Raw genomic sequence first — 21,158 nt, forward strand, 5'->3', positions numbered from 1 at the left:
CCGCCCGCTCACGCCGAGGCGCCGCCGTCGACGACGAGGTCCGTCCCCACCACGGACCCCGCGTCGTCGGACGCCAGGTACAGCACCGCCGCCGCCACCTCCCGGCCCGACGACACCCGGCCCAGCGGCGACTCGGCCTTCATCCGTACGGCCCGCTCGTCCTCGGTCTCGCCGGGGAGCAGCGACATCGTGGTGTCCGCCGCGCCCGGGCTCACCGCGTTGATCCGGATGCCGTCCTGGACGTGGTCCAGGGCGGCGGCGCGCGTGAGGGCGGACACGGCCGCCTTCGAGGTGAGGTAGCCGGCCAGGCCCGGGCGGCGGGTGTGGGCGCCGAGGTTGGACGAGACGTTCACGATGGCGCCGCCGCCGTGGGCGCGCATGTGGGCCACCTCCGCCTGGAGCGCGAACAGCACCCCGGTGACGTTGATGTCGAGCAGGGTGCGCCAGTCCTCCTCCGCCAGGTCGGCGACCGGGCCGCCGCCCCGGAACACGCCCGCGTTGTTGACGGCGACGTCGAGTCCGCCGAACCGCTCGACGGTCCACCCCACCAGGTCACGCATCGACGCGGCCCGTGAGACGTCGGCGGTGGCGGCCGCAGCGGTGCCGCCCCGCTCGGCTATCAGCGCGACGGTCTCGTCGAGCGTGGTGGCCGTACGGCCCGCGGCGACGACCGAGGCGCCCTCGGCCGCGAAGGCGAGCGCGACGGCGCGGCCGAGGCCGGAGCCCGCGCCGGTGACGAGCACGGTCCTGCCCTGGAAGCGGTTCATCTGTCCTGTCCCTCTTTCTTGACCGTTCGTTCCAATTTCGAGGCCGAAGAAACGGGCGCCGCACGCAGACGGCGCCCGTGGTCGTCGGGCCGGTTCAGTCCAGCAGGGCCAGGGCCTGCTCGGCCGCGTCCCGCACCAGGGCCGGGTCGTCGGACGCCTTGCCGACCACCCGCACGCCCTGGAGCAGCACCAGCAGCATCCGGGCCAGCGTCCGCGGGTCGCGCCCCTCGGGCAGCTCGCCCTGCGTGCGCGCCCGCGCCAGCGCCGCGTGCAGCAGCGTCTCCAGGTGCTGCCAGTTCAGCTCCACCCGGCGGGCCACGGCCCGGTCGTGCGGCGCCAGTTCCGCCGCCGCGTTGGTGACGAGGCAGCCGCGCAGCCGGCCCGGCCCGGCCGCCGCCTCCGCGGCGAACCGGAGCACGACCGCCCGTACGGCGGGCAATGCGGGGCCCGGCCGGGACAACTCGTCCAGCAGGAGCGGGTTCTGCCCCGCCCCGTACCGGTCCAGTGCCTTCAGGTACAGCTCGTGCTTGTTGCCGAAGGTCGCGTAGAGCGAGGCCCGGCCGATACCCAGGTGCTCGACCAGGTCGGCCATCGACGTGGCCTCGTAGCCGCGCCGCCAGAACAGCTCGAGTGCTTTCTGGAGCGCGGCGTCCGGGTCGAATTCCTTGGTCCTGGCCACAGCAGGACCCTAGACCGTTCTGGAACGATCGGTCAAGTGGGGGGAGGGGTTCTCAGGCCGTCCGCACCGGATACACCGCCACCGCCACCTCGTCGTCGTCCAGGCACCGCCCCGTCTCCAGGTCGAAGCGCTGCTTCAGCAGCGGCGACGCCACGAACGTCCGGCCGTCCGCCGAGCCGATCAGGCCGCGCGCCAGCACCTGGGCGCCCGTGAACGGGTCCCGGTTGTCGATCGCGTACAGCCGCCCCGACCGGTCCCGGAAGAGCGCCGCCTGCCGTCCGTCCGGCAGCAGGGCCGCCATGCCCCGGCCCGGGGTCAGCGCGTCCATGTCGCAGACGGGCAGCCAGTCGCCGGTGGCGGGGGAGAGTTCGAGCTTCATCGGGCGGTGACCCCTTCCAGGGTGAGGACCGTCAGGTCGGGCTTGATCTGGCCCCGCTCCGGCACGAACCGCACCGACGGGTCCGGCGCCTCGGGGGCGTTCACGAAGGACACGAACCGCGCCAGCCGCTCCGGGTCCTGGAGTGTGTCGGCCCACTCGTCGCGGTAGCCGCTGACATGACGGGCCATCAGCTCGTCCAGCTCCTCGCCGATGCCCAGCGAGTCCTCCACCACGACCTCCCGGACGTGGTCGAGGCCGATCCGCTCCACCCACGGCGCCGTGCGCTCCAGCCGCTCGGCGGTGCGGATGTAGTACATGAGGAACCGGTCGATCAGCCTGACCAGTTCGGCGTCGGACAGGTCCTTCGCCAGCAGGTCCGCGTGGCGCGGCGTCGCGCCGCCGTTGCCGCCGACGTACAGGTTCCAGCCGTTGGCGGTGGCGATCACGCCGAAGTCCTTCGACTGGGCCTCCGCGCACTCGCGCTGGCAGCCCGACACCGCCGACTTCAGCTTGTGCGGCGCCCGCAGGCCGCGGTAGCGCAGCTCCAGGTCGATCGCCATGCGGACCGAGTCCTGCACGCCGTAGCGGCACCAGGTCTGGCCGACACAGGACTTCACCGTCCGCAGCGCCTTGCCGTACGCGTGCCCGGACTCGAAGCCGGCGTCCACCAGCCGCGCCCAGATCGCGGGCAGCTGCTCCACGCGCGCCCCGAACAGGTCGATGCGCTGACCGCCGGTGATCTTCGTGTAGAGGCCGAAGTCGCGCGCCACCTCACCGATGACGATCAGCTTCTCCGGGGTGATCTCCCCGCCGGGGATGCGCGGCACGATCGAGTACGAGCCGTTGCGCTGCATGTTGGCGAGGAAGTGGTCGTTGGTGTCCTGCAGCGCGGCCTGCTCGCCGTCGAGGATGTAGCCCGGGGCCAGGGACGCCAGGATCGAGGCGACCGCCGGCTTGCAGATCTCGCAGCCCTCGCCGCCCTTCGCCCCGTCCCGCCCGTACCGGTCGAGGAGTTCGGCGTACGAGGTGATGCGCAGCACCTGCACGATCTCGTACAGCTCCTGGCGGGTCTTGCCGAAGCAGCCGCACAGGCCGCCGTCGCCGGTCTTGGGCAGCAGCTGCTGGATGACCTTGACGCAGCTGCCGCAGCCGGTGCCGGCCTTGGTGCACTTCTTCACCTCGGGCAGCGTGGTGTGCTCGCAGATCGCGCCCTTGGTCACGTTGTGGCAGGAGCAGATCACCGCCTCGTCCGGCAGCGCCTCCGGCCCCAGCGCGACCGGCCCGCCCGCGCCCGCCGGCAGCACCAGCTGCTCGGGCGCCACGGGCGGCACGGTCCCGGTCATCGGCCGCAGCGTGCCGTACTGCTCGGCGTCGCCCACGAGGATGCCGCCCAGCAGCACGCCGTCGGCGGACACCACCAGCTTCTTGTAGATCCCGGAGCGCGAGTCGGAGTAGACGACGTCCAGGCAGCCCTCGGCCGTGCCGTGCGCGTCGCCGAACGACGCCACGTCCACCCCGAGCAGCTTCAGCTTGGTCGACAGGTCGGCGCCGGTGAACGCCGACTCCTGGTCGACGATCGCGTCCGCGGCCGTCTGCGCCATCTCGTAGCCCGGCGCGACCAGGCCGTACACCCGGCCGTCCGCCGCCAGCGCGCACTCGCCGATCGCGAGGACCGCCGGGTCCGACGTACGGCACCGCTCGTCGACCTTGATGCCGCCGCGCTCGCCGACCTCCAGGCCGCAGTCGCGGGCCAGCTGGTCGCGGGGGCGGACACCCGCCGAGAACACCACCATGTCCGTGGCCAGTTCGGAGCCGTCCGACAGCTTCATGCCGGTGACGGAGCCGTCGTCCCCGACGGTGACCTCCTGGGTGCCCACGCCCGTGTGGACGGCCAGCCCCATGTTCTCGATCGTGCGCAGCAGCGCAGCGCCACCGCCCTCGTCCACCTGCACCGGCATCAGCCGGGGCGCGAACTCCACGATGTGCGTCTCCAGGCCCAGGCCCTTGAGCGCGCCCGCCGCCTCCAGACCGAGCAGACCGCCGCCGACGACCGCGCCGCTCGTGGCGGTCTTCGCGTACTCCTCGATCGCGAGCAGGTCCTCGATGGTGCGGTAGACGAAGCAGCCCGTCGCGTCCTTGCCGGGGACCGGGGGCACGAACGGGTACGAGCCGGTGGCGAGGACCAGCGTGTCGTACGCGACGGTCATCCCGGACCGTGCGGTGACCGTGCGGGCCTCCCGGTCGATCGCGACGGCCGGGTCGTCGGTGTGGAGCTCGATGCCGTGCTCGGCCATGAAGCCCGCGGGCACCATCGACAGGTCGTCGGGCGTGCGGCCGGAGAAGTACGAGGTGAGCTGGACCCGGTCGTAGGCGGGGCGGGGCTCCTCGCACAGGACGACCACGCGCGCCCTGCCGGTCACACCGCGGTCGGCGAGGGACTCCAGGAAGCGCTGGCCGACCATGCCGTGGCCGACGAGGACGATGGTGGGCGTGTGCGCCGCCCCGGGCGTGTTCGGCATGTCAGGAGCCTCCGTCATGGGTGAGCAGGTGGAGCAGGGGCGCGTCCGGAAGGGCCTCGTCGCCCTCCCAGGCCCGGGCGAGCGTGCCGACCGCGCCGAGGTCGCCCATCAGGACGCCGCCGACGAGCCGGTCACCACGGACGACGACCTTCCGGTACGCGCTGCGCGTGGCGTCGGCCAGCTGCACGGTGTCGTCGCCCGGCTGGGGCGTGGCCTCGCCGAACGCCGCGAGTTCCAGGGCGTCCAGGCTCAGCCGGGTCAGGGCCCGCGTGCCCCGGTAGGCGGCGTCGCCGCCGGTGAGCACGTCCGCCAGCACATCGGCCTGCTCCAGGGCGGCCCCCGCCAGCCCGTAGAGCCGGCCGTCGTGCTCGGCGCAGTCGCCGATGGCGTGGATGTACGGATCGGAGGTGCGCAGCCGGTCGTCGACGACGATCCCGCGCCGGACGTCGAGGCCCGCCGCCAGGGCGAGGCCGACGCGCGGCCGCACGCCGCAGGCCAGCACCACCACGTCGGCCTCCAGGACGAACCCGTCGGCCAGCTCCACGGCGGTCACCGCGCCCGACGCGACCTTCAGGCCGCGCACGCGGCACTCGGTGTGCACCTCCACACCGAGCCCGACGAGGTGGCGGCGCAGCAGCTCCGCGGCGTTCGCGTCCAGCTGGCGCTCCATGAGGTGCTCGCCCTGCTGGGCCAGCACCACCTCCGCGCCCCTGGCCGCCAGCGCCCGGGCCGCCGAGACGCCCAGCAGGCCGCCGCCGATGACCACGGCCCTGGCCCCGGGACGGACCACCGCGCCCAGCGCCAGGCAGTCGTCGAGCGTCCGGAACGCGTGCACCCCGGCCGGCAGCGGACCGCCGCCCAGGCCGCGCAGCGGCGGCAGGACCGGGTTGGAGCCCGTGGCCAGGACCAGCCGGTCGTATGCGAAGGACGCTCCGTCGTCGCAGTGCACCACCCGGGCGTCCCGGTCGATGCCGGTCACGCGCACACCGCGCCGTACCGGCTCGCCCAGGGGCGAGGGCAGGGCGATCACCTCGGGCCCGTACCGGCCGGCCAGGACGTCCGCGAGCAGCACCCGGTTGTACGGGGTGTGCGGCTCCTCGCCGAGCACGGTGACGGGCAGCCGCTCGGCGAGGCGTGCCCCCGCCGTACCGCCGCCGACCACCACGATCCGTGAACTCATGCCCAGCAGCGTGCGTCGACGGTGTTTCCCGGCAGCATCCCGTGTGTTTCGCGCGAGGAAAGCCGGCCTCAGCGCACAGCGGTTCCGGCGGTGAGGCGCCGCGCGGCGGCCCGGGGCTGCCGGACGTAATCGCCGGGCACCAGATGTGCCTCTTACGTAATCGCTGGACGCCGGGTGTGTCCCTTACATAAGGTCATGACCATGCCCGACATCTCGTTGCCCGTGCTCGTCATGCTCTGCCTGGCCGCCCTCGTGGCCGGCTGGATCGACGCCGTGGTCGGGGGCGGCGGTCTGCTGCTCCTGCCCGCCCTGCTGCTGGGCGTGCCGCACGTGCCGGCCGCGCAGGTCCTCGGCACCAACAAGGCGGTCGCCATCGTCGGCACCACGGGCGCGGCCGTCACCTACGCGCGCAAGGCTCCGGTCCGGGTCGGGACGGCGGTACGGATTGGGCTGGCCGCCCTCGCCGGGTCCATGGGCGGGGCCTTCTTCGCGGCCGGGATCAGCAGCGACGTGCTGCGGCCGGTCATCCTGGTGGTGCTCGTGGGGGTGGCCGCGTTCGTGATGTTCCGCCCGTCCTTCGGCACCGGGCCCGCGCCGGAGGGGCCGGTGCGGCGCGCCCGGATCGTCACGGCGATCGTCCTCGTGGGTGGCGGCATCGGCTTCTACGACGGGCTGTTCGGGCCCGGTACGGGCACGTTCCTGGTGCTCGCGCTGACGGCGGTGCTCCACCTGGACCTGGTGACGGCCTCGGCGACCGCCAAGATCGTCAACGTGTGCACCAACGCGGGTGCGCTGGCCATGTTCGCCTACCAGGGCAACGTGCTGTGGCAGCTGGCCGCTCTCATGGCCGTGTTCAACCTGGCGGGCGGGATGCTCGGTGCGCGGATGGCCCTGCGCAAGGGCGCCGAGTTCGTGCGGGGCGTGCTGCTGGTGGTCGTCTTCGGGTTGGTCGCGAAGCTGGGGTTCGACCAGTGGGCGTGAGCGGGTGCCGACCGGTCGGGCGTGCGCCGCGTTCGGCGCGTGGCCCGGCGGTGGCGGCCGTCAGCGCGCCCCGATGAGGTGCGCGTACGCCACCACGTTCCCCTGGTAGCCGGTCTTCGGTGAGAAGCCGCCGCCGCAGGTGATCACCCGCAGCTCGGCGCGTCGGGCCTCGCCGTACACCTTGGCGTCGGGGAAGGCGTCGTTGTCGTACACCTCGACCGCGTCGACCGTGAACACGGCGGTCCGCCCGTCGAGCCGGGCGACCTCGATGCGCTGGCCCTTCTTGAGGGCGCCGAGCCCGTAGAAGACGGCGGGCCCGCGGGCGTTGTCCACGTGACCCGCCATGACGGCCGTGCCGCGGGCGCCGGGCGCGGTGCCGCCGGCGAACCAGCCGGCGAGATTGCCGTTCCCGGCGGGCGGCACGTCCAGGCTGCCGTCCGGGCCCAGGCCGAGCCGCATCACGGGGGCGTCGACGCCGATCCCCGGTATGCGGATGCGGACGGGCGCGGAGGGCGGGAGCGGGTCGGCGGCCGCGGACGTGTGCCACCCGGGTCCCGCGGCGAACGCCTCCGCCGCCGACGGGACCGGCGGCGTCACGTCCCGCGCCCCGCTCTGGACGAGCCACAGGCCGACGCACACCGCGACGGCCAGGCCCCAGCCCTTGCCCCTGGGCCGCGTGTCGGTCGGGCTGCTCATGCGGGTTCCTCCGCGTACGGGCGCTGCGCGAGGGTCCCCCCGCCCCGCCGCGGTCTCGGGGCCACGCGGCGGAGCGGGGAGTCAGGGGGAGCCGGGCGGTCAGCTGCCGCCCGCGCCGCCGTTCGCCCGGCGGCGCAGCAGCCAGGTCCCGCCGGCGGCGGCCGCGGCGAGGACGGCGACGCCCGCCGCGATCCGGGTGGTGTCCGGGCCGACGCTGCCGCCGACGCCCGTGCGCACGTGGCCGCTCGGCATGTGGTGCGTGGGGTGGTGGTCCGGCCGCTGGGCGTGGCCGCCGTCGTGCCAGCCGCCGTCGTGCTGTCCGCCGTCGTGCCGGCCGCGCTTGACGACCACGTCGCCGGTGGCGGTCTTGCCGTTGTCGCACGCCACCGCGATCGCGTACGAACCGGGCTTGGTGTGCTGCGGAACCTTGAACTGGCCGACCACCAGCTCCTTGTGGGTGCCCGGGCGGAGCTTGAACTCGCCCGCGCCCAGCGACTGGGCGTCGCCCACGCCGTGGCCGTTCGGCCCGCAGGCCGTCGTGTTGACCGTGACCGTCGTGCCCGGTTCGGCCGGCGACGGGAACACCTCCAGCTTGTGGGAGTCACCGGCGTACGCCCCCGGCGCGGCGAGGGCGCCGAGACAGACGACCGCCAGCGCGGTACCGGTCAGCGTGCGGGCAGTGGTGCGCATGAAGGTCCTCCGGGCAGCGCTACGGGCGGTTGTCCTTGCTTCGAGGTAAGGCGCCACCCGTCCACCGCGCCTGCTGACTCCTCGTCAGATTTCCGCCGAACGAGTCGGCGCGGCACCCTGGACACTCCTCGTCTCCGCAGCTCAGCCCGTATGTGAGGGGACTCTCGGGGGAGGCGTTCCGAACGGGTGACGGCCGTTCGCCGCGCCCGCCTCCATGCCGCATCTAGGTCGGGGCTTGACCTCAAGCTAAGTTGAGGTACCAGGCTTCCCCTCATGGACCTCACCACGCATGAGAAGACCGCCCAGCCCCTCCGTCTCGCCGTCGTCCTCGGCAGCAACCGCGAAGGCCGCTTCGCCCCGGTCGTCGCCGACTGGTTCCTCTCCCGGGCCCGCGAGCGCGACGACTTCACCGTCGACGTGATCGACCTCGCCGACTCCGACCTGCCGACCGCCCTGTCCTACAACCCCTCCCCGGCCGTCCGCGCCGAACTGGCCAAGGTCACCCCGCACCTGGAGCGGGCGGACGCCTATGTCGTCCTCACCCCCGAGTACAACCACTCCTACCCGGCATCGCTCAAGAGCCTCATCGACTGGCACTACACCGAGTGGCAGGCCAAGCCCGTCGGTTTCGTCTCCTACGGCGGGATCTCCGGCGGCCTGCGCGCCGTCGAGCATCTCCGCCCGGTCTTCGCCGAACTGCACGCCGTCACTGTCCGCGACACCGTCTCCTTCCCCAACGCCGGGGGGCTCTTCGACGAGGACGGCGCCCCCAAGGACCCCGCGGGCCCGGAGGCCGCCGCCAAGAAGATGCTGGACCAGCTCGCCTGGTGGGCCCACGCCCTGCGCGACGCCAAGGCCGTCCGCCCCTACGCGGGCTAGGAAAAGACGCCGGAGGGGCTGGTCTCAGCCCGTCCGGCGTTCGAGGACGAGCGCCGGCGGGCGTGATACGGGGGTCCGGGGACATGGCCCCCGGCTTCGGGAGGGGGCGGGGTTGGGGGAAGGATCCGCCGGACACGACCCGGGCAGGGCGCCGCCGCCCGGTGGGATGCTGGTGGGGGAGGCGCGTCGTGACCGAAGGAGCAGCAGCGTGACCCTGGCCCTGACCGTACTGACCACCACCGACAGCGCGGCGAAGGCCGAGGAGCTGGCGCGCAGCGCGGTGGAGGAGAGGCTCGCCGCCTGCGCCCAGATCTCGGCGCCCATCACGTCCGTCTACCGCTGGCAGGGCGCCATCGAGACCTCGCAGGAGTGGCAGGTGCTCCTCAAGACCACCGAGGAGTGCTACGAGGCGCTGGAGGCGCACCTCACGCGCCTCCACGACTACGAGACGCCGGAGATCATCGCCACCCCGGTCGTCCGGGGAAGCGCCGGCTACCTGCGCTGGATCGCCGAGGAGACCGACCGGGCATGAGCGAGCTGCCGTTCTTCGTGTACGGGACGCTGCGGCCCGGCGCGCATAACCACGACCGCTTCCTGCGGGGACGCACGGCGGCCGAGGAGCCCGCCCGGCTGCCGTGCGCCCGGCTCCACGACGGCCCCGGCCATCCGTACGCGGTCCGCGCCGCCGACGGCGAGGTCGTCGGCGACCTGGTGCACGCCGCGCCCGGCGCGTACGCCGGGCTGATCGCCGAACTCGACCGGCTGGAGGACTACTTCGGGCCGGGTCATCCGCTGAACCTGTACACGCGCGAGACGTGCGAGGTCGTGCGCGTCCACGACGGCGCCGCCGTGCGCGCCTGGGTGTACCTGGCGACGGCCCGCGCCGGCCTCGGCGCGCCCGTCGCGGGCGGCGACTGGTTCAGTCGCCCTCGACGGCCCGTTCCAGACGCACCGCGCACACCTTGAACTCGGGCATCCGGGACGTCGGGTCGAGCGCCGGGTTCGTGAGCGTGTTGGCGCGGCCCTCGCCCGGCCAGTGGAACGGCATGAACACCGTGTCGGGGCGGATCCCCGTCGTGATGCGGGCCGGGGCGACGGCGCGCCCGCGCCGGGACACCACCGCGACCGGCTCGCCCTCGGCGACGCCCAGCCGCTCGGCGAGCCGCGGGTGCAGCTCCACGAACGGCCCCGGCGCCGCGGCGTTCAGCTCCGCGACGCGCCGGGTCTGGGCGCCCGACTGGTACTGCGACACCACACGGCCCGTCGTCAGCACGACCGGGTAGGCCTCGTCCGTCTCCTCGCCGGCCGCCCGGTGCGTGACCGGCACGAACCGCGCCCGCCCGTCGGGCGTCGCGAACCGGTCCAGGAACAGCCGCGGCGTACCGGGGTGCTGGGGGTCCGGGCACGGCCAGAAGACGCCGTCCTCCTCCGCGATGCGCCGGTAGCTGATGCCGGAGTAGTCGGCGGCCCCGCCGGCCGAGGCGCGGCGCAGCTCCTCGAAGACCTCCTCCGGGTCCGTGGGGAAGCCCTTCTCCCAGCCGAGCAGCCCGGCGAGCCCGTGCAGCACCTCCAGGTCGCTGCGCACGCCCTCCGGCGGCGTGATCGCCCGCTGCCGCAGCAGCACCCTGCCCTCCAGGTTGGTCGTCGTGCCGGTCTCCTCCGCCCACTGCGTCACGGGCAGCACGACATCGGCGAGCGCGGCCGTCTCGGACAGCACGACGTCGGCGACGGCCAGGAAGTCCAGCGACTTCAGCCGCTCCTCGATGTGCGCGGCGCGCGGCGCGGACACCACCGGGTTGGAGCCCATCAGCAGCAGCGCCTTCACGTCCTGCCCCAGGGCGTCCAGCAGTTCGTACGCGCTGCGCCCGGGGCCCGGCAGGACGTCCGGGTCGACGCCCCACACGGCGGCCACGTGGGCGCGCGCCTCCGGGTCGTCCAGCTTGCGGTAACCGGGCAGCTGGTCGGCCTTCTGCCCGTGCTCGCGGCCGCCCTGCCCGTTGCCCTGCCCGGTCAGGCAGCCGTAGCCGGACAGCGGGCGGCCGGCGTGGCCGGTGGCCAGGCACAGGTTGATCCAGGCGCCGACGGTGTCGGTGCCCTTCGACTGCTGCTCGGGGCCGCGAGCGGTGAGCACCATGCCGCTCTCCGCGTCGCAGAACATCCGGACCGCCTCGCGCAGCTGGGGCACCGGGATGCCGGTGATCCGCTCGACCAGGGCCGGCCAGTGCGACATGGCGGCCGCGCGGGCGTCCTCCCAGCCGGTGGTGCGCTCGCGGATGAAGTCCTCGTCCGTCCGGCCCTCCGCGACGACCAGGTGCAGCAGCCCGAGGGCGAGTGCGAGGTCGGTGCCGGGGCGCGGCGCCAGGTGCAGGTCGGCCTGCTCGGCGGTGCGGGTGCGGCGCGGGTCGACGACGATCAGCCGGCCGCCGTTCTCCTTCAGCTCCGTGAGGTAGCGCAGCGCGGGCGGCATCGTCTCGGCCAGGTTGGAGCCGACGAGGATGACACAGCCGGTGCGCGGGATGTCCTCCAGCGGGAACGGCAGGCCCCGGTCCACGCCGAAGGCCTTCATGCCCGCGGCGGCCGCGGACGACATGCAGAAGCGGCCGTTGTAGTCGATCTGGGAGGTGCCGAGGACGATCCGGGCGAACTTGCCGAGCGTGTACGCCTTCTCGTTGGTGAGCCCGCCGCCGCCGAAGACCCCGACCCCGTCGGGGCCGTACGCCTCACGGGTGCGCCGCAGTCCGTCGGCGACGGCCCGCAGGGCCTCCTCCCAGGTGGCCGGTTCGAGCCCGCCTGTGGCGTGGCGTCGGATCAGCGGCCCGGTCAGCCGGACCTGGGAGGAGAGCACGGCGGGTGCGGTACGTCCCTTACCGCACAGGGCACCCCGGTTGACGGGGAAGTCCGTGCGCTCCACGACGTCGACGACTCCGGCGCCGCCTTCGGCGGGCCGCAGGTTCATCCCGCACTGAAGGGCGCAGTACGGGCAGTGCGTGGAGGTGGTGGCGGCGAGCATGGCACCGAGCGTGCGACCTGCGTGTTACGGCCACGGTCACGCCGTATTACGCACGAGGTACGTCACGCTCCGGGACCGGGGGCCGCGGTGGTGAGCCGGGCCGGGCCTCACTCCGCCGAGGCGAGGGCCTCGTGGACGCCGGTCTCCTCGCGGCCGAGGAACCGCGGGTCCGGCTCGAAGGCCGCGTCCAGGGCCGCCTTGCCGGCGGCGGCCAGCTCGCGGACGCCCCCGTAGTACCAGACCGAGTCGTGCGGCTCGGCGACCCCGACACCGTACGACTCGACGCCCGCCGCCTGGCAGAGGGCGACCGCCCGCCGGATGTGGAAGCCCTGCGTGACCAGGACCGCCCGGTCGACGCCGAAGATCTTCTTGGCCCGTACGCAGGAGTCCCAGGTGTCGAACCCGGCGAAGTCGCTGACGATCCGCCCGTCGGGCACCCCCCGCTGGGTGAGGTAGGCCCGCATGGCGTCGGGCTCGTCGTACTCGGCGCGCGAGTTGTCGCCCGTCACGAGCACCACCTTCACCTTGCCGTCCCGGTACAGCGCGGCCGCGGTGTCCAGCCGGTGCGCCAGGTACGGGGTGGGGCGCCCGTTCCACAGCCCGGCGCCGAAGACCACGGCCACGTCGCGCGCGGGCACGTCGGCGACGGTGCGCAGCCGCGGCTCGGCCACGGTGTGCATCCAGGTCGCGGGCGCGAGCGCCAGCACGGAGGCCAGCATGACGCCCTGCGCCAGCCGCCGCTGCCCCCGTCTCGTCCCCGGCCACAGCCGCCGTATCCCGCCCCGCATCGATGGACCTCCCCTGGTCGCGTGTCCGCCTGCCCACTCCGACGCGGGAGAAGGGCGCGCGGTTCAGTGCGACGACTGTGACGTACGAGGTGGGGCGGCGGCCGGGCGGCCCCCGTACAGCAGGGTCGCGAGCGCGGCGCCGGCCAGTCCGCCGAGGAACTGCGCGGCGATGAAGCCGGGCAGCGAACCGGGCGCGATCCCGGTGAACGAGTCGGAGAACGACCGGCCCACCGTCGCCGCCGGGTTGGCGAACGAGCCGGACGAGGTGAACCAGATCGCGGCACCGATGTAGGCGGCGACCGCCGCCGGCGCGAACCGGGCGCGGCCCGTGCGGTGCAGCCCGACGATCAGCAGGATCAGGCCGGCCGTGGCGACCGTCTCGCCGAGCAGCAGATGGCCGTCCGACCGCACCCGGGTCGCCCAGCCGCCGGGCGCCCGCCCGAACATCGCCTCCGCGAGGAGGGCGCCCGCCACCGCGCCCGCCAGCTGCGCGGCGAGGTAGCAGGCGACGTCCAGGGCGGGCGTACGGACTCCGGAGCGGCGCCTGGTCCACCAGGCGCACAGCGTCACGACCGGGTTGAGATGGCCCCCGGAGACCGGTCCGAGCAGCGCGATCAGCAGGCCGAGCCCGATCGCCGAGGCGAGCGAGTTGGCCAGCAGCCGCACCCCGACGTCGTCGCTGAGCCCACCGGCCTGGATGCCGGATCCGACGACGATCGCCACCAGCGCGGCCGTGCCGACGAACTCGGCGGCGATCCTGCGCGGCAGCGGCCCTTCCATCCCTGCGGCCACGGTTCCCTCCCCCTCCACGCCCGATGTCGAAGCTGCAACGGAAAACATATTCCACGTTTCGGAAATCATACAGCGGGTAGGAAGGCGCACTTCTGTGCGAGCGTCTGGCAGGATGCGCCCCATGCAGACCACGGCCGCCGCCCGGAACAACGCCGAGTGGTGCGCCGCCATGTGCCGCGCCCACGGCCTCGCTCCCGGCACGTTCACCGACCGCGCCTGGACCTCGGCCGACCGGACCCCGCCCTACTACCCCGACGCCGTCTCGCTCGCGCCCGACGCCGGCCCCGACGACGTCCTGACGGGCGTGGACACGACGCCCGGCTGCTCGGTCAAGGACAGCTTCGCGACGCTGGACCTCACCGACCACGGCTTCACCGTCCTCTTCGACGCCCAGTGGATCCACCGCCCCGCCGGCCTGCCGGTGTCCCGCCCCACCCCCTGGCAGCCGGTCCGCACGCCCGCCGCACTCGCGGACTGGGAGGCGGCCTGGAGCGACGGCGAGCCCATGGACCTCTTCCGCCCCGGGCTCCTCGACACCCCGGGGACGTACGTCCTCGCGGGCCACGACGCCGATGGCGCGGTCACCGGCGGCGCCGTCGTCACCCACGCCGCCGGCGCCGTCGGCGTCTCCAACCTGTTCGGCCCGCCCGACGAGGCCTGGCCCGCCGTCCTCGCGTTCGCCGCCGAACGGTGGCCCGGCACCCCGGTCGTCGGCTACGAGCACGGCGACGACCTCGCCGCCGCCCTGCGCCACGGCTTCGCGCCCGCCGGACCGCTGCGCATCTGGCTCGCGCAGGGCTGACCGGCCGCCGCCCCGGCACCCGGCGGGCCGCTGACACCCCCCCACCCCCCGCCGTGAGCCCACGGAAAACACCCGTCACCCCTGCGCAACGGCCCCGCAATACACGCCCGCCAGGATCGGTGCATGACGCAGCCGGATCCCCGCCACCCGAGCGAGTCCCACCCCGACAGCGGCTTCCCCACGGCCGCCCAGCTGTTCGGCCGTATCACCGCACAGCTCGGCACCCAGCTGCGTCACCTCCACCACCACCGCCACCCCGAAACGCGCAGGCCGCCCATGAGCACACCCCACGAGGCACCCGCCCTCGTCGCCGTCGCCCACGGCAGCCGCGACCCGCGGGCCCTGCCCGCCGTCACCGCGCTCCTCGACCGCGTCCGCGAGCTGCGCCCCGACCTCACCGTCCGCCTCGGCCACATCGAGCTGAACGAGCCCCTGCTCACCGACACCCTCGACACGCTGCCCGACGGCTCGGCCGCCGTCCTCGTCCCGCTGCTGTTCAGCCGCGGCCACCACGTCAAGCACGACCTGCCGCAGGCCGCCGCCTCCGCCGCCCCCCGCGTCCACGTCCGCGTCGCCGCACCCCTCGGCCCGCACCCCCTCCTCGCCGAGGCGCTCCACGCACGGCTCACCGAGGCCGGCTGGACCGCCCGGCACGGCGCCGACCCCGCCACCGCCGTCGTCCTGGCCGCCGCCGGCTCCCGCGACCCCGAGTCGGCCGCCGACACCCGCCGCACCGCCCGACTGCTGAGCGCCCGCCTCGGCGGCACCCCCGTCGTTCCCGCCTACGCCTCCGCCGCCGCCCCGACCGTCGCCGAGGCCGTCCGCGCCCTCGCCGCCCGCGGCCACCACCGCGTCGCCGTCGCCTCCTGCTTCACCGCGCCCGGCCTCTTCGCCACCCGCGCCGCGGCCGACGCGCCCTGGCTCGCCGCCGCCCCGCTCGGCCCGCACCCGGCCCTCGCCCGCCTCGTCCTGCACCGCTACGACCGGGCCGCCGCCCGGGCCACGGCCGCCCCGGCGACCGCGACGACGACCCGCCAATTGACGCCCGCCTGACGCACCACACGCTTCACTGTCACCCCCGGCGGTTACCTTCACTGCATGAACGGCATGGAAGGTACGACCCACGCATACGACGCGTACGGCGAGGCCGACGGCGGGGCCTACGACGAGGCCGCGACCGAGCGCTGGGCGCCCGAGCCCGACAAGCGCCCCGGCCGCACGGCCTTCCAGCGCGACCGCGCCCGCGTGCTGCACTCCGCCGCCCTGCGCCGCCTGGCCGGCAAGACCCAGGTCGTCACGCCCGGCACGAGGACCCCCGCCTGGGACGCCAGCCCCCGCACCCGGCTCACCCACTCCCTCGAATGCGCCCAGGTCGGCCGAGAGCTGGGCGCCGCACTCGGCTGCGACCCCGACCTCGTCGAAGCGGCCTGCCTCTCCCACGACATGGGCCACCCGCCCTTCGGGCACAACGGCGAGCAGGCCCTCAACGAGTTCGCCAAGGACTGCGGCGGCTTCGAGGGCAACGCCCAGTCGCTCCGCCTGCTCACCCGCATCGAACCCAAGCGGTTCGTCCCCAGCCGCGAGACGGGCGAACTGGTCAGCGTCGGCCTCAACCTCACCCGCGCCGCCCTCGACGCCGCCACCAAGTACCCCTGGCCGCGCAGCGGCCACCCCACCGACCCGCACTCCCCGAAGTTCGGCGTCTACGAGGACGACCTGCCCGTCTTCGCCTGGGTGCGCCAGGGCGTGCCCGCCTCCCGCACGTGCTTCGAGGCCCAGGTCATGGACTGGTCCGACGACGTGGCGTACTCCGTGCACGACTTCGAGGACGGCCTGCACGCCGGCCACATCGACCCCAACATGCTCCTCGCCGAACCGGAGCGCGCCGACATCTGGACCGTCGCCATCGGCCGCTACGTGCCGTACGACACCGACCCCCAGGAGCTGGCCGACGCCCTCGACCGGCTCATCGACCAGGACTGGTGGCCGCACGGCTACGACGGCACGGCCCTCGCCCAGGCCCGGCTGAAGGACGCCACCAGCCAGCTCATCGGCCGCTTCTGCCTCGCCGCCGAGGCCGCGACGCGCCAGGCGTACGGCACGGGCCGCCTGACCCGGTACGGCGCCGAGCTGGTCGTCCCCCGCGCCACCCGCAACGAATGCGCGGTCCTCAAGGCCGTAGCCGACCGGTACGTGATGCAGCGCGCCGAACAGGAGGCCCTGCGCGCCGACCAGCGCATCGTCCTCGCCGAGCTGGCCGACGCCCTGATGCACCGCGCCCCCGAAGGCCTCGACCCCCAATTCCGCGCCCTGTTCGACTCCGCGCCCGACGACCGCGCCCGCCAGCGCGTCGTGGTCGACCAGATCGCCTCCCTCACCGACGCCTCCGCCCGCGCACTGCACGCCCGCCTCACGGCACCGCACACCCGGTAGTCCCTCTTTCGCGCCCCGCCTCCGTGCGGGACCCTCCTGTGGGCGCCCCGACCGCCACCGCAGCGGCGCGGCGTAGCGTGGACTTGGACGAACTGTGCATTCCGGGTAGGAGGCAACAAGTGGTCGACGCAGATCAGACCTTCGTCATCGTCGGCGGGGGACTGGCCGGTGCCAAGGCGGCCGAGACGCTCCGCTCCGAGGGGTTCACCGGCCGGGTGATCCTCATCGGCGAAGAACGCGACCACCCCTACGAACGCCCACCCCTCTCCAAGGGCTACCTCTCCGGCAAGGAGGAGCGCGACAGCGTCTACGTCCACGAGCCCGCCTGGTACGCGCAGGCCGACATCGAACTGCACCTGGGCCAGCCGGTCACCGCCCTCGACCGCGCCGCCCGCACCGTCCGCCTCGGCGACGGCACCACCATCCGCTACGACAAGCTGCTGCTCGCCACGGGCGCCGAACCCCGCCGCCTCGACATCCCCGGCAGCGGCCTCGCCGGAGTCCACCACCTGCGCGTCCTCTCCCACGCCGACCGCCTCCAGGGCGTGCTGTCCGCCCTCGGCCGCGACAACGGCCACCTGGTCATCGCCGGCGCCGGCTGGATCGGCCTGGAGGTCGCCGCCGCCGCCCGCGGCTACGGCGCCGAGGTCACCGTCGTCGAACCCGCGCCGACCCCGCTGCACCAGGTCGTCGGCCCCGAGCTGGGCCAGCTCTTCACCGACCTGCACAGCGAGCACGGCGTCCGCTTCCTGTTCGGCACCCGCCTCACGGAGATCGTCGGCCAGGACGGCATGGTGCTGGCCGCCCGTACCGAGGACGGCGAGGAACAGCCCGCCCACGCCGTGCTCGCCGCGATCGGCGCCGTCCCGCGCACCGCGCTCGCCGAGACCGCCGGCCTCGCCCTGGTCGACCGCGCCCACGGCGGCGGCGTCGCCGTCGACGCCGCGCTGCGCACCTCGGACCCCGACATCCACGCGGCCGGCGACGTGGCCGCCGCCCACCACCCGCTGCTCGGCATGCGCCTGCGCGTCGAGCACTGGGCCAACGCCCTCAACGGCGGCCCCGCCGCGGCCCGCGCCATGCTCGGCCAGGACGTCTCCTACGACCGGATCCCGTACTTCTTCTCCGACCAGTACGACCTGGGCCTGGAGTACTCGGGCTGGGCGCCCCCCGGCTCGTACGACCAGGTCGTGCTGCGCGGGGACGTCGCCAAGCGGCAGTTCATCGCCTTCTGGCTGAAGGACCGGCGGGTCCTGGCCGGGATGAACGTGAATGTGTGGGACGTCACAGCGCCCATCCAGGACCTGGTCCGGGCGGGCGCCGCGGGCACCACGGTCGACACGGACGCCCTGGGAGACCCGTCGGTCCCGCTGCCGTCGGTCCTCCCCGCCCCTTAGCTGCGGGACAGCCCGGGCCGCCACGCACGGCCCGGGCTCCGCGCCCCGCCCCGTAGAATCTCTGCGTGGCAGGCAGGATCAACGATGAGGACGTGAAAGCGGTTCGGGACGCGGTCCCGATCGACGCGGTCGTCTCCGAGTACCTCCAGCTGCGCAACGCCGGCGGCGGCAACCTCAAGGGCCTGTGCCCCTTCCACGACGAGAAGTCCCCCTCCTTCCAGGTCAGCCCCAGCAAGGGGCTGTTCCACTGCTTCGGCTGCCAGGAGGGCGGCGACACGATCGCCTTCGTGATGAAGATCGACCACCTCTCCTTCTCGGAGACGGTCGAGCGCCTCGCCGCCAAGGCCGGCATCACCCTCCGCTACGAGGAGGGCGGCTACAACCCCACCCACCAGCGCGGCGAGCGCATCCGGCTGGTCGAGGCGCACCGGGCGGCCGCCCAGTTCTACGCCGACCAGCTCGGCACGCCCGAGGCCGAGATCGGGCGGAAGTTCCTCGCCGAGCGCGGTTTCGACCAGGCCGCCGCCCAGCACTTCGGCGTCGGCTACAGCCCCGCGGGCTGGGACCACCTCACCCGGTTCCTGCGCGGCAAGGGATTCTCCGACAAGGAGCTGATCCTCTCCGGGCTCTCCCAGGACGGCCGCCGCGGCCCCATCGACCGGTTCCGCGGCCGCCTCATGTGGCCCATCCGGGACGTCGGCGGCGAGGTCGTCGGCTTCGGCGCGCGCAAGCTCCGCGACGACGACAACGGCCCCAAGTACCTCAACACCCCCGAGACGCCGATCTACCGCAAGTCCCAGGTGCTCTACGGCATCGACCTCGCGAAGAAGGACATCGCCAAGTCCAGCCGCGCGGTCGTCGTCGAGGGCTACACGGACGTCATGGCCTGCCACCTCGCCGGGGTCACCACCGCCATCGCCACCTGCGGCACCGCCTTCGGCGGCGACCACATCAAGATCCTCCGCCGGCTCCTCATGGACAACGGCTCGGCGCGCGTGATCTTCACCTTCGACGGCGACGCCGCCGGCCAGAAGGCCGCCCTGCGCGCCTTCGAGGACGACCAGAAGTTCGCCGCCGAGACGTACATCGCCATCGCCCCCGACGGCATGGACCCCTGCGAGCTGCGCCTCGCCAAGGGCGACGAGTCCGTGCAGGAGCTGGTCGAGCCGCGCACCCCGCTGTTCGAGTTCGCGCTGCGGCAGATCGTGAACCGGTACGACCTGGAGACCCCAGCGGGCCGCGCCGCCGCCCTCGACGAGGCCGCCCCGATCGTCGCCCGCATCAAGAACGTGGCCTCCCAGCACGAGGTCGCCGTGCAGCTCGCCGGCATGCTCGGGATCCTCGACACCCAGTTCGTCGTCAAGCGCGTCGCCCAGCTCGCCCGCTGGGCCCGCGAGGGCGGCGGCCGCGGCCCGGCCCCCCGTTCGGCGGCCGCCCCGCAGCAGCACCGGCAGGCGGCCCCGCAGGCACCCACGGGCCCGGCGCTCAACCTGCGCAGCCCCGCCCACCGCACCGAGCGCGAGCTGCTGAAGCTCGCCCTCCAGTACCCGGCGCTGGTGTCGCCGGCCTTCGACGCGTACGGCGCCGACGAGTTCACCGCCCCGCCCTACGCGGCCGTCCGCCGCACCATCGCCGAGGCCGGGGGCGCCGAACAGGGCGTCGACAACGCCGCCGACTACCTGGCCCGCGTCCGCGACGCGGCCCCCGACGACACGGTGCGCGCGCTCGTCACCGAGCTGGCCGTGGAGGCCCTGCACGCCCGCACGGTCGACGAGACCTACGCCGGCATGCAGCTCGTCCACGTCCGGCTGCGCGCCGTCGACCGCCGTATCCACGACGTCCAGGGCTCCCTCGCCCGCCTCGGCACGCACGCCGACCCGGACCACGTGGCGGCGGTGCAGAACGAACTGTGGGTCCTCCAGCAGTACGGCCAGTCCCTGCGCACCCACGGGGCCGCCGCGCTGTGACCCGGACGGCTCGCGCGCGTAACCGCGCCGTCACGCACCGGTCTCAAAAAGTGGTCGCACACCCCTCGTGGCGGCGTTGTGTCGTACCCCACACTGGTGCACGGTGCCGAACCGGCAGTGATCACCTGGAGGTCGCCCCCGTGCAGACCCAGAGCCTCACCGATGCCGTGCCCGCACAGGGCCTGCCCCCGAACCATCCGGAAGCCCTGCCGGACGGCATTCCGGACCTGGTGGAACTGCCCGAACCGGCGCGGGGCCCGGCCGCCGGGAAGGCCACGGCGGGCCCGTCGTCCGATCTGTTCCGGCAGTACCTGCGGGAGATCGGCCGCATCCCGCTCCTCACCGCCGCCGAGGAGGTCGAGCTGGCCCGCCGGGTCGAAGCCGGCCTGTTCGCCGAGGAGAAACTGGCCCGCACCCCCGACCCGGACTCGCAGCTCGCCGTCGACCTCGACACCCTCGTCGTGATGGGCCGGATGGCCAAACGCCGCCTCATCGAGGCGAACCTGCGGCTCGTCGTCTCCGTCGCCAAGCGCTACGTGGGCCGCGGCCTGACGATGCTCGACCTCGTCCAGGAGGGCAACCTCGGCCTCATCCGGGCCGTCGAGAAGTTCGACTACGCGCGCGGCTACAAGTTCTCCACGTACGCCACCTGGTGGATCCGCCAGGCGATGTCCCGGGCCCTCGCCGACCAGGCCCGGACCATCCGCGTCCCCGTGCACGTCGTCGAGCTGATCAACCGCGTCGTGCGCGTCCAGCGCCGGCTGCTCCAGGAGCGCGGCCACGAGCCCACCGCCGAGGAGGTCGCCGCGCACCTCGACCTGCCGCCCGAGCGGATCGGCGAAGTGCTGCGCCTCGCCCAGGAGCCGGTCTCGCTGCACGCCCCGGTGGGCGAGGAGGACGACGTCGCCCTCGGCGACCTCATCGAGGACGGCGACGCCGCCTCACCCGTGGAGTCCGCCGCGTTCCTGCTGCTGCGGGAGCACCTGGAGGCGGTGCTCTCCACGCTCGGCGAACGCGAGCGGAAGGTCGTCCAGCTCCGCTACGGCCTGGCCGACGGCAGGCCCCGCACCCTGGAGGAGATAGGGAAGCTCTTCGGCGTGACGCGCGAACGCATCCGCCAGATAGAGTCCAAGACCCTCGGCAAGCTGCGGGACCACGCCTTCGCGGACCAGCTGCGCGGCTATCTGGACTGACGGAAC

Annotated in this window: 20 protein-coding genes; 10 read left to right on the forward strand and 10 right to left on the reverse strand. The window is 74.0% G+C overall.

The window, feature by feature from the left end; genetic code table 11:
* Window positions 1-8 precede the first annotated feature (8 nt).
* The 5 genes from ABEB09_RS23010 to ABEB09_RS23030 form a co-directional block, all read right to left on the reverse strand.
* Window positions 9-767 carry an SDR family NAD(P)-dependent oxidoreductase gene (locus tag ABEB09_RS23010; RefSeq protein WP_345691802.1) on the reverse strand — a complete coding sequence of 253 codons (759 nt, stop codon included), beginning with the start codon at window positions 765-767 and terminating at the stop codon, window positions 9-11.
* A gap of 94 nt (window positions 768-861) precedes the next feature.
* The gene (locus tag ABEB09_RS23015) at window positions 862-1,446 is read right to left on the reverse strand and encodes a TetR/AcrR family transcriptional regulator (RefSeq protein WP_345691803.1); all 585 of its coding nucleotides are present in this window, start codon (window positions 1,444-1,446) and stop codon (window positions 862-864) included.
* A gap of 52 nt (window positions 1,447-1,498) precedes the next feature.
* On the reverse strand, window positions 1,499-1,825 hold the full coding sequence (nirD, locus tag ABEB09_RS23020; RefSeq protein ID WP_345691804.1) for a nitrite reductase small subunit NirD: 327 nt from the start codon (window positions 1,823-1,825) through the stop codon (window positions 1,499-1,501).
* Window positions 1,822-4,344, reverse strand: coding sequence for a nitrite reductase large subunit NirB (nirB, locus tag ABEB09_RS23025; protein WP_345691805.1), 2,523 nt, complete (start codon window positions 4,342-4,344; stop codon window positions 1,822-1,824). The genes nirD and nirB overlap by 4 nt, the downstream gene beginning before the upstream one ends.
* Before the next feature lies 1 nt (window position 4,345).
* On the reverse strand, window positions 4,346-5,524 hold the full coding sequence (locus ABEB09_RS23030) for an NAD(P)/FAD-dependent oxidoreductase (protein WP_345691806.1): 1,179 nt from the start codon (window positions 5,522-5,524) through the stop codon (window positions 4,346-4,348).
* A gap of 201 nt (window positions 5,525-5,725) precedes the next feature.
* On the opposite strand from ABEB09_RS23030, the gene ABEB09_RS23035 reads away from it, so the two are divergent.
* Complete coding sequence (locus ABEB09_RS23035) at window positions 5,726-6,505, forward strand: sulfite exporter TauE/SafE family protein (RefSeq protein ID WP_345694051.1); 780 nt, start codon at window positions 5,726-5,728, stop codon at window positions 6,503-6,505.
* 60 nt (window positions 6,506-6,565) lie between these two features.
* Here the strand turns inward: ABEB09_RS23035 and ABEB09_RS23040 are convergent, their stop codons facing one another.
* Both ABEB09_RS23040 and ABEB09_RS23045 read right to left on the reverse strand, forming a co-directional pair.
* Window positions 6,566-7,201 (reverse strand): class F sortase, encoded by a 636-nt coding sequence (locus tag ABEB09_RS23040; RefSeq protein WP_345691807.1) that lies wholly within the window; start codon window positions 7,199-7,201, stop codon window positions 6,566-6,568.
* A 99-nt stretch (window positions 7,202-7,300) separates the two neighbouring features.
* Window positions 7,301-7,891, reverse strand: a complete 591-nt coding sequence (locus tag ABEB09_RS23045) for a hypothetical protein (RefSeq protein ID WP_345691808.1) — start codon at window positions 7,889-7,891, stop codon at window positions 7,301-7,303.
* 273 nt (window positions 7,892-8,164) lie between these two features.
* Between ABEB09_RS23045 and ABEB09_RS23050 the strand changes: the two genes are divergently transcribed.
* The 3 genes from ABEB09_RS23050 to ABEB09_RS23060 all read left to right on the forward strand — a co-directional run bounded on the left by ABEB09_RS23050 (window position 8,165) and on the right by ABEB09_RS23060 (window position 9,736).
* Window positions 8,165-8,770, forward strand: coding sequence for an NADPH-dependent FMN reductase (locus ABEB09_RS23050; RefSeq protein WP_345691809.1), 606 nt, complete (start codon window positions 8,165-8,167; stop codon window positions 8,768-8,770).
* A 166-nt stretch (window positions 8,771-8,936) separates the two neighbouring features.
* Complete coding sequence (gene cutA, locus ABEB09_RS23055) at window positions 8,937-9,302, forward strand: divalent-cation tolerance protein CutA (RefSeq protein WP_345694052.1); 366 nt, start codon at window positions 8,937-8,939, stop codon at window positions 9,300-9,302.
* Window positions 9,299-9,736: a gamma-glutamylcyclotransferase family protein gene (locus ABEB09_RS23060; protein ID WP_345691810.1), complete on the forward strand. Its 438-nt coding sequence runs from the start codon at window positions 9,299-9,301 to the stop codon at window positions 9,734-9,736. Before cutA ends, ABEB09_RS23060 begins: the two co-directional genes overlap by 4 nt.
* Here ABEB09_RS23060 and ABEB09_RS23065 read toward each other — a convergent pair.
* The 3 genes from ABEB09_RS23065 to ABEB09_RS23075 form a co-directional block, all read right to left on the reverse strand.
* On the reverse strand, window positions 9,690-11,780 hold the full coding sequence (locus ABEB09_RS23065; protein ID WP_345691811.1) for a molybdopterin oxidoreductase family protein: 2,091 nt from the start codon (window positions 11,778-11,780) through the stop codon (window positions 9,690-9,692). The genes ABEB09_RS23060 and ABEB09_RS23065 overlap by 47 nt on opposite strands.
* Window positions 11,781-11,887: 107 nt before the next feature.
* Window positions 11,888-12,568, reverse strand: a complete 681-nt coding sequence (locus tag ABEB09_RS23070) for a SanA/YdcF family protein (RefSeq protein WP_345691812.1) — start codon at window positions 12,566-12,568, stop codon at window positions 11,888-11,890.
* Between the two features lie 63 nt (window positions 12,569-12,631).
* Window positions 12,632-13,348: an aquaporin gene (locus tag ABEB09_RS23075; RefSeq protein WP_345694053.1), complete on the reverse strand. Its 717-nt coding sequence runs from the start codon at window positions 13,346-13,348 to the stop codon at window positions 12,632-12,634.
* Window positions 13,349-13,481: 133 nt separating this feature from the next.
* Between ABEB09_RS23075 and ABEB09_RS23080 the strand changes: the two genes are divergently transcribed.
* The 6 genes from ABEB09_RS23080 (at window position 13,482) to ABEB09_RS23105 (ending at window position 21,152) form a co-directional block, all read left to right on the forward strand.
* On the forward strand, window positions 13,482-14,162 hold the full coding sequence (locus ABEB09_RS23080; RefSeq protein ID WP_345691813.1) for a hypothetical protein: 681 nt from the start codon (window positions 13,482-13,484) through the stop codon (window positions 14,160-14,162).
* Between the two features lie 123 nt (window positions 14,163-14,285).
* Window positions 14,286-15,215 carry a sirohydrochlorin chelatase gene (locus ABEB09_RS23085; RefSeq protein WP_345691814.1) on the forward strand — a complete coding sequence of 310 codons (930 nt, stop codon included), beginning with the start codon at window positions 14,286-14,288 and terminating at the stop codon, window positions 15,213-15,215.
* A 54-nt stretch (window positions 15,216-15,269) separates the two neighbouring features.
* On the forward strand, window positions 15,270-16,595 hold the full coding sequence (locus ABEB09_RS23090) for a deoxyguanosinetriphosphate triphosphohydrolase (RefSeq protein WP_345694054.1): 1,326 nt from the start codon (window positions 15,270-15,272) through the stop codon (window positions 16,593-16,595).
* 119 nt (window positions 16,596-16,714) lie between these two features.
* Window positions 16,715-17,992, forward strand: a complete 1,278-nt coding sequence (locus tag ABEB09_RS23095; RefSeq protein WP_345691815.1) for an NAD(P)/FAD-dependent oxidoreductase — start codon at window positions 16,715-16,717, stop codon at window positions 17,990-17,992.
* Between the two features lie 65 nt (window positions 17,993-18,057).
* Window positions 18,058-19,959 carry a DNA primase gene (gene dnaG / locus ABEB09_RS23100; RefSeq protein ID WP_345691816.1) on the forward strand — a complete coding sequence of 634 codons (1,902 nt, stop codon included), beginning with the start codon at window positions 18,058-18,060 and terminating at the stop codon, window positions 19,957-19,959.
* A 140-nt stretch (window positions 19,960-20,099) separates the two neighbouring features.
* Entirely contained in the window at window positions 20,100-21,152 is a 1,053-nt protein-coding gene (locus ABEB09_RS23105) for an RNA polymerase sigma factor (RefSeq protein ID WP_345691817.1), read from the forward strand.
* Window positions 21,153-21,158 lie beyond the last annotated feature (6 nt).

The organism is Streptomyces coeruleoprunus, from assembly GCF_039542925.1.
GTDB classification, from domain to species: Bacteria; Actinomycetota; Actinomycetes; order Streptomycetales; family Streptomycetaceae; genus Streptomyces; species Streptomyces coeruleoprunus.